The sequence below is a fragment of the Burkholderia sp. lig30 genome, from assembly GCF_000687455.2.
Taxonomy (GTDB): domain Bacteria; phylum Pseudomonadota; class Gammaproteobacteria; order Burkholderiales; family Burkholderiaceae; genus Burkholderia.
The window spans coordinates 1-8,812 of the sequence record NZ_JGVW01000008.1 but is presented as its reverse complement, the minus strand read 5'-3'; the positions used below and the strand labels follow the sequence as shown (position 1 = coordinate 8,812).

Sequence of the window (8,812 nt, the reverse complement as noted above, 5' to 3'; positions counted from 1 at the left end):
TGTCGCTCGATCGCGGCGAGCTGGTCGCGCAACGCCCCAGCCGGTTGCGCGCCCTTGAGTGCCGGACCCGGAAACGCGCCGATTGCGTCGAATGTGTCGGGTTGGCTGCCCTGCGCGGGCACCGCGTGCAGGAACGTGACCGGCGCGGCCCAGCCGAGATCCGTGGCGAGCCCGGCCAGCGTGCGCGGCAGTGCCTCGCCGGATCGGCTGCCCTCTCCCAGCCGCACCACCTGAATCAGGCTGTCGACGGGCCGGCGGCGTCGAAGTTGCCGGATCTGGCGACGCCATTGCACTGCGTCGATGCCGTCCGGCGCGGCGTGCACGAGGATCGCATCGCCGGCCGGCATCGCGCCCGCGCGTTTCAGGCCTGGCGCGATGGCTTCGATCAGTGCGTCCGTGCCATTCACCAGCAGCCAGCGCGTCCGGTTGCGCCAGCGCCAGCCGTGTGACGTGCGCAACTCGTCGACGAGAAATTGCAGGCGGACATCGCGTTTAAGCGGTTTCGTCTGCTCCACCGCTGCCCCCCGCTCTCCTGCGTCCGAGCGAAACACGCGCCCGACGAGGCGATACGCCCCACCGAACAGCAACCCGAGGTGCAACAGGATCGCGGCCACGAGCGCCAGGAAAATCCATATCGACGCGCCCAGCTTCGCCTCGCGCGTGAGTACGCCGAGCAGTTCGCCCTTGAGCCAGACCAGCGTAAACGCGACCCCGGCAAGGAGCAGGGCGAGAAAAATCGGCCCCCAGGCGAGCGTCGGGGCGGTTCGGGTCGCGTCTGTTTCGCTCGCCCCGAGAATCTGCATGTTATTGCGTGTGTTCGTCATCAGGTTCTTCGTGCCTTGTTCGGTCGTTGACGTGCAGGATCGCGGCCTGCGCGATCGACGTGGACGACGGTGCGTGGAGAATCAGTTGCGTTCCTGCCGCCGCCTCGATCGCTGCGGCGACCGACAGCCACCCGCCTGCCGCCCCCGCATGGCCGATGAGGAGATCGGGGCGGCGCTGGGCGTCCTGTTTCGCGACGTCCGGGAGGCCGGCACTGCGCAGCGCCGCGAGCAGTTGCGTGTCGTGCGCGTTGTCCAGGCCACTGATCCAGGCCGTCGCAACGGTGGCGGCGTCGGCCGCGCCCCACAGCACGCCGTTCGCGAGCACGGCATTCAGGCCGTCGAGATCATCCGCCACCGGACGGTGCAGCATGCCGGCCACCGTCACCGGATCGGGTAGCTGGAACACCCCCGGACCGAGCAGCACCGCGACCGCCCCCTCGGTACTCCCCGGCGGTGGCATGTCGTGCCACGCCGCCGCGACGACCAGCAACGGCCGCTGTTCGCCCGCGTCCAGCCAGGCATCCGCGACCATCAGGCCGTCGGCGCTGGCCGCGGAGAGGCACTCCAGCCCGGGCAGACCTGCCCGTTGCAATGCTTGCCGGACCTGCTCCACGCGCATGCTGGCCGCTTTGGGGGGAGACAGCACGCGCACTGCGGGCGCGTATTTCGGGCCGTATTGCGACAGCGCAAGCAAGCTCTCCACAAGCGGCGCCAGCGCGTCTTCGACTACGCGCACGAGCGGCGGCACGGGAGCAGGTGGGACCCGGCCGTCAACCGCCGCGGCGACCTCGACATGTCCGTTATCGGTCGCGTCGATCGCATCCAGCGGCTCGTCCGCGTCGTCGCGGAGCACGGGATCGTCGTCGGCAAACCGGTTGTGCACGACCCGGCCGGTGCCGCTACGCGGCGCGCGTGCTTCCAGCAGCGATGTCTTGCCGACCAGCACCTCGCCAAGCGGCTTGCCTCCCAGCGGCAGGCAATATCCGGCACCCAACACCTGCAACGGCCGCTGGGCCTCGCGGATGCGATCCCTAAGCCACGCTGCGCGGTGCTGGTTCCGGAACAGCGCGTAGAGGTAGTCCGCCTCGTAGATTGCGCGCGCGATCGCAAACGCCGCGAAGAACACCGCGTTCGGGATGCCGAACAGGCAGAGCCAGAACTGCAGGCCCCGCGCGGGCGTGCCGGCCGGCCACAGCAACAATACGACTGCTGCCCCGAGCCCGCAGCACACCGTCCAGCCGAGCAGCCACGGCCAGAAGCGCGGCCCGTGTGCCGGATAGGCCGATGGCAACCCCGCAGGCGAGAGATCGACAGGCATGGTCAACCGATGTGAACGTTTTGCAGCGACGCGATCAGCCGGCAGCCGCACGCGCAGCGATGATGGTGCATGGCCACGGGCTTGCCGTCCTGATCCGGAAACGATGCGTCGCCTTCGTCGATCATGGTTTCGCCGTGCAGGTCGCAGATCGCGGCATCGCCCTTGCGCGCCAGTGGCCGGCCCATGAATTGCGTAGTCGGCGAACCGCCTGTGACGTGGCCGCCGTGCTCAAGTTCGTCATCTTGTCGGATAGGTGTTTTCAAAATTTCACCAATAAAAAATTGAAATTATTTGCTCGGCCTTGTTATGCATATTTTTGGAATATTTTTGTCATAGTATGTGCTAATTAGCGCATAATTTTTTCTGTCAACTCGCAAGTCAATAAACTCGCCCCCGCATTTTGGGAAATACTCCGCAAATCCACCAACATTCCTGGAAAATCCAAAAACTCGATGGATCGTATGGATCCCCATCCCTTGATCGAAATACCAAACCGAAAACCCTTTGTCTCCATTAAAGAGGTAGTCACCTATATCAACATGAATTTCTCCGTCGACATCAATATCAACGCTTCCGAAATATTTCTCGCCATTTCCGGAAACAAAATATGATATTTTTTCGCCAGAAATATTCAATTCTGCATTAATCCTCGAATTTACATCAAAATATATAATTTTATCCCCGGCAAAAACGCATCCGCAAGCAATCGCAAAAGCATAAAAAAATACAAAAACAATCAAATACCAAATAAAATCACGCCAACAAACCACATGGCCATCCCGCACGTCCCTATCGCGCAACCGATGAATCGTAGCGCCGTGATTATCTACTATCCTAGAAACTGCCGCATAACCTTCCATTGCGCCTCTATCCGACATCCTTAACACAAAGCAATGCACACGGGAAAAGCAGACCAAATCACTTGACATACAGATATCGCCGCCAACCACCCATCAATCATCAATTGAATGATATTGAAATTTTTTTCACTTAATTTCCTCTTTGGTCGTGCGTGACTTGATTTGGAACTCCAACACCGATTGAAGGCAACTTAGTTGAATAATCCGAAAAATTGATGCCACCCAAAATCCGCAAGAAACTCTCCCGATCTTCATACGCAAAACATTCTGAGGCGGCCACGACGCCACCCGTCGGAAGTCGCTGATGAATGGCTGTTCTACATTCGATAGGGAAACCAGCCACTTGGCCTTGCGCCGCATATTGAACATCTTCCACAAAGATCACCCAACCGTTTTTTTTGATTTTTTCTTTCGATACGTGGCGCCATTTAATCTGGCTCACCTCCGGAATAATGGCGAGGCGAGTCGAATCAAGAACAACTTTCCCCTTCGTCACTTTTACCCCAACACGATCGAACAATGCATCGGAATTTTTTGAAAATGCGATATAAAATCTACGCCGATCAAAATCTGTCGAGTATGGCGAAGATCGGCGCGGTGCTTCATATTTCGCTACGAGAACGCCTTTCATATAGGAACAATCAGACAAACTGAGTCCGTCTAAATTTCCGGCAACCCGATTGCATAAGAAACCTGTTGACTGAGCATTTGCGAATGAAGTTATCAAAAGAAAAGCCAGCGCAGCAGTTAATTTAAATGTCATTCAATACCCACAAAAAATTCGGTGAACGCAATCTATCGGATCATCCCATGCAAAGGCACCCTTTCAGCGCCCATTTATTCAGAAGTCCGACGATGTGCGTTACGTTCAGCTGACGCCACTTAGCCGGATTTACCAACTGATGCACGGCGATTGCATAAGAGCACATTGCACCATACGCCAGACCACATAAGACTTATCTTTAATTGCATCTCTGCCTCTCAAAATTTGGCTCAGACAATGGATCAAAATATTTCCACAAATTTTTCTTAGCATCAGTTATTTCAAATCCAAATCTACTGGCAACATATATCGATTTTCCGCCAACACCAAAGGCAACATCATAAATCCCACCCCCAAACGATTTTTTCATAATCATATGAGGATGCGGCAAAATAGAATAAACCGAAAGATACTCTCCCTGCGGAGCCGTTAGGTCCAATTTTTTTGGCGCCCCATATACGACCAGCAGCGAATTTTCTAAATTAAATTCTCCGCCAACGATATCGTGATCAATGCCAGCAGACCCGATCTCCTGGCCTTTTTTCTCAAAAATCACCACTCCCGGGCGCGAATCGTCAACATGGGCCAGCAATTCCCCGTCACAAGACTGGATGGCGTCAGCCCTTGCATTGCTCAAAAAAAAATATAAAAAAATTACCAAATAATGGATCAAGCAAAATCTCCTAATATATTATTGGCATCCTGTGTCTCCTTCCAGCGCAACGGAGGGCTCGCAGTATCGTAACGATTTACGATTTTAGTAACCGCACCAGAAATTTCCCGCTCAACCCCTCGATCTGAAACCCTTGCAACCAAGTAACGCACGCAAAAAAATCCGGCCGTATCTACACATGCGTACGTATCATTTCCGGCGATCTCTGGGTTGTTTATTTGAGGCCCTGGAAGGGGCTTGCCATTTTTTTTATTTGCAAACCACGCATGATCATAAGATTTTGCATCCAACCATCCCCTATACACCCAGTATTCCGAATAATTAAATCTTCCCGTCAATTTCTTGAACCCCCTGCCTCTGAATTTGACTCCATCTCCGCCGTCTGTGTTCGCGAGATTTAATCTCCCCTCATATAGTTTTTTGAAATACGCAACATCAGCCTCATTGGCTGGCGGAGAGCGTAGATAGCCATTCAGCTCCGGCATTATAGAAGGATGATTTTTCTTGATGGCATTTGCAATTGGCGTGGAGCTTTCCCTGACGACCATCATGTAAAAAGACTCAACGGCGCATTGCCCAAAAAAATGGGAGCCTCGCATCGAGTTGTTTAGTGAGTATTTTCTCAACACTTTATTCAGATCAATTCTGTAGCGCTCTTTATACTCAGCTCCCGTTTTCCCAACGGAAGCATATTTCGACTCAGCATAAATCTGGGACAGCTCATCCTTGCTTAGCCATCCGCACCTCCTGAAGTGCCGAATGAAAGCAAGCGGATGGAAAAACCAAACCTTCCCTCCCGCAGGCAGGCCGGTCTTGTCCCAGAAATGAAGCTTCCTGACGAAATCCAGGAACCTGTTATAGGCATCCTGCCTGCATTCGAAGTGCTCGCCTTCGTTCAACAAATGCCGGTAGCAAGCATCGAGATTGGCGCTGTCCCACTCGCTCGGCGCCTCGCAGATGAAGCCGCGCAGCAGTTTCCGGACGGCCTCGTGATCCGGGTCGATCACGTAATAGCGCATGGCGTCGCTTTTCTGCTGTGAAGTTTGCGGCTCGCCCATCAGATCGGTTCCGGGTAGTTCGACGTCACCGACGGCTGCCCGGACCACACCCTTGAGCTTGTCCAGATCCCACAGCCCGTTCTGATCGACCGGCGCAGTCGACGCCTGAATCTTCCGCCACCCGGCGAAGAACGGAAAATCCGCGTCCGACAGCCGGGTGATGGCCGGCTTGCTGATGTCGATATACCCCTGCTGCCCATTGGCGAACGGGATGCAGTACCAGGTCTTGCGCAGATTGGGGGCGGTTGAGGTCTCTTGATCGGGAGCCGGAGGCAGCGTTTCAGGTTTGCTCAGAATCCTCCCGAACCGGAGCATCTCGTAGCCGTCGCTCGGACAGGTCGGATACAGCGCGCTCGCGCGCTTGTACATGTCGTATTCGAACTCCGACTCGACCGCGGGCTCATCGGTCAGCAATGTCCGGCTACCATCGGCCGCCACGCTCCACACGTTGGTGTATTTGTCGCCCTTCTGGAAATACACCTCGACGTACAGGGGCTGTTCGTTCTGGCCGGACTGCTGCGCGGGAAATTTGATCCCGCGCAGCTTGTCCGCTTCCACGCCCGGCGGCTGCGCGTGAAAGTTCTGATTCGCGGGAATCACGTAATAGCTATGCCCCCAGCAATCGCCTCCTCGCGGCGTCGCAACCTCCTGATTCCCGAGTTGCGTTTCCCCGAAATAGGCGTCGAAATCCCCCGGCGCCATGAAGATTTCGAAGTGCAGTTGCCATCGGTCCTGGCATTGCCCCGTGTAACCGAGAATGTCCTTCCGCCGCACCTTCTTGCCCTCGCCTGATACCGGACCACCCGAGTCCCAGCGCAGCCATTCGGGCATGCTATGGGGCTCGTTGATCGGCGGCGGCTGCATGCCGTCATGCGTCATGGTGTTCAGGTCAAGCAGGTGCATGTACAGCGAATAGAACGTCAACGTGCGGTTTTCGCCCGTGTCGGTCGTGTGCTTCAGCAGCACGAATCCGGCGTTGGTGTTCTGGTTGCCGGCAGTGTCCGCGATCGGGTGCTGGCACACGCGGTAAGCGACGACCTCCCCATCGGCGATCGCCCGTACGGGCAGCGAGCGGTCATTCCATGGAACGAGATGCAGGCCGGTATGCCAGCGGCGATCGAACGCGACCGGATAGAGGCCGCTGCTGTCGGTCATCTTGTCGAGTGCCTCCATCAACGGATCTTCTTTCGTCGAATCGGCATCGATGGGAGGCAGGAAAGGCGGGCTGATGATCATGGGATTCAGTGGGAAACCGAGTAGTCGGCGGGCGCCTTCAGATTGCTCTTCGGCGGCGTCGGCAATAGAGGATTGACGGTACCAGGCCCCTGAAACACGAACGTCCCGGCCTTGATCTTGAATGCGCCCGGGCCGATGAACTCGAACGTGCCGTCCTCGATCTTGAGCGCGGCGCTGCCGCTGGCCAGCACGATCTTCTTGCGCGCGACCACCAGCACATCCTCGTCGGCGCTCGCGAGCCGCACCTGTTTGGCGGCGGTCAGGTCCATCGCGTCGCTTTGCGCCTGGATTTCGACTCGTCCCTTCGCGGCGAAGAGCTTCAGGCCAAGCTTGTGCGCGCACAGCGAGATCAGTTCGCCGGCGGCCACCGTAAAGCGCTTGAGCACGCTCAAGTCCGCATGCTGGCCAGCCGTCACGATCACGTTCTCGCCAGCGGCCTGCTGGATCGACTTCGGCGTCGCAAGCGCGATGCCGGCCGGTGCGCTCGCCAGCAATCCCGCGCCCTTGAGCTGGTCCAGCACGCCCATCAGACCGGCCTGGGTCGCCTTGTCGGCCGGCGTCGCGTTCGCCTGCGCTGTCGCGTTGACGAGCGCTGTGACCCGCTGCAAGGCGGTTTGCAGCTCCTTGATTGCCGCCTGCATGTCGAGATGCGGCGCATCGGGATTCGCAAACGAATCGGCCGACACAAACAGCCCCTTCGTCGCACGCACCGTGCCCCACCCCTGCGTCGCCACTTCGAAGCCCTCGCCGCGCTTCCGCTTCTCGCTGTCGACCAGATAACCGAGCGACACCGACGACTTCGCAAACACCGACGCGAGCTTGGCGCCCTCGTGCCCCTTCAGGTCCTCGAAGCGCAGCTTGTTGCCGAGCAGAGGCGAGCGGAACACCGTGCGGCTGTACCACCCCTCCTTGCCGTGCACCAGATCCCGGCGCGCGTAGTCATGGACGGCGCCCGCGATCAGCAAGCGATCGCAATTCGCCTGCGTCGCGATGATCCGGACCTCGGTACGCGGCAGCAACGGAATGTGCAAGCCGCCGTGAAACGATGCCGACGTGCGCAGCAGGCGCAGCGGCATGCTGTTCGTGCCGCGCTTGCCGCTGTGCCGCGCGAACTGGAATTTCACCCGGTAGCGGCCATGCTCGTCCATCCATGCATACGGCTCGTCGTCGCCGGATTCGATCGTGCCGATGAGCGTCCCGCCGATCCATCTCCAGTGCTTTGCCGGATCGTACTCGGGCCGGTACGTCAGGTGCGCAGGGATCGCCTCGAACGTGTTGGTCACCGACTGCTTCCGGCTGCCCGTCGTGACGAGCTTCGTGATCACGATCCCGTACGGCGCTTCGGGCACGGTATCGTTGGTCACGCGCACCACCATGCCCGGCGTCATGCCGATCACGTTGCTGGTGCCGGTGATGCGCGTCTGCCGCGTGACCAGTTCGTCGCGCCGCGCGTCGGCCAGCGCCTGCCCTTCGTCGACCGTATGGAAATGCTCGTTGCTGCGGTTCACGCTGCCGAACACCGAGCGGTCGTCGTGGGCGACGACCGACTCGACCTGCAGCGGATCGTCCGGCCGCCGATAATTGTGATCCCGCTCGCGCACGGTCTGCGGCACGAGCGCGCGCGTCACTGCCAGCGTCAGGATCGCCTCGTGCCAGCTGACGAGGCCGGAATTCGGCAGCAGCGGCACCTCCAGCGCCCGCATGTAGCCGCGGGCCGTGTTGCTGACCACCAGCGTGTCGCGCTGCGGGCCGTCGTCCTTCCTGGCCTGCCTGAAGTAGTAATACACGCCGGCACGTCGGCAATGCCGATCGATGAAATTCGCGACCGTCTCCTCGTACATCACGGTCTGCTCGACTTTCTCGTCCAGCCCTTCCAGCTCGAATTCGACGTCGTAGGACTCGAACAGATCGCGATCGACGATCGTGTCGGTCAGCAGCTCGCGGAACGAACGGTCGAGGAACACCGCCGAATCGTGCACCTCGCCGAGCAGCGCAAGCCGCGGCTTCAGATGCAGCTGGTAGGTCGCCTCGTCCCGGCTCGTCTTGACCCGCGTCCAGTTCGTGACGATCCCATGCACGG

Annotated in this window: 7 protein-coding genes and 1 pseudogene; all 8 read right to left on the bottom strand. The window is 58.5% G+C overall.

What is annotated here, in order from left to right:
* A pseudogene (locus tag LIG30_RS00455) lies at positions 1–824 on the bottom strand (ImcF-related family protein); the annotation flags it as partial.
* A complete protein-coding gene (locus LIG30_RS00450; protein ID WP_038708686.1) occupies positions 805–2,142 on the bottom strand; it encodes a hypothetical protein in 1,338 nt (445 codons plus the stop codon). The pseudogene LIG30_RS00455 and the gene LIG30_RS00450, both read right to left, overlap by 20 nt.
* A gap of 2 nt (positions 2,143–2,144) precedes the next feature.
* A complete protein-coding gene (locus tag LIG30_RS00445; RefSeq protein ID WP_038708685.1) occupies positions 2,145–2,405 on the bottom strand; it encodes a PAAR domain-containing protein in 261 nt (86 codons plus the stop codon).
* Positions 2,406–2,429: 24 nt separating this feature from the next.
* Positions 2,430–3,002, bottom strand: coding sequence for a hypothetical protein (locus LIG30_RS25805; protein ID WP_152985946.1), 573 nt, complete (start codon positions 3,000–3,002; stop codon positions 2,430–2,432).
* Between the two features lie 130 nt (positions 3,003–3,132).
* A complete protein-coding gene (locus LIG30_RS25800) occupies positions 3,133–3,765 on the bottom strand; it encodes a hypothetical protein (protein ID WP_152985945.1) in 633 nt (210 codons plus the stop codon).
* A 199-nt stretch (positions 3,766–3,964) separates the two neighbouring features.
* On the bottom strand, positions 3,965–4,438 hold the full coding sequence (locus LIG30_RS25795; RefSeq protein ID WP_152985944.1) for a hypothetical protein: 474 nt from the start codon (positions 4,436–4,438) through the stop codon (positions 3,965–3,967).
* On the bottom strand, positions 4,435–6,732 hold the full coding sequence (locus LIG30_RS00440; protein WP_051994807.1) for a M23 family metallopeptidase: 2,298 nt from the start codon (positions 6,730–6,732) through the stop codon (positions 4,435–4,437). The genes LIG30_RS25795 and LIG30_RS00440 overlap by 4 nt, the downstream gene beginning before the upstream one ends.
* Positions 6,733–6,737: 5 nt before the next feature.
* Positions 6,738–8,812 (bottom strand): type VI secretion system Vgr family protein (locus LIG30_RS00435; protein ID WP_038708683.1); only part of this gene is annotated, 2,075 nt, incomplete at its 5' end.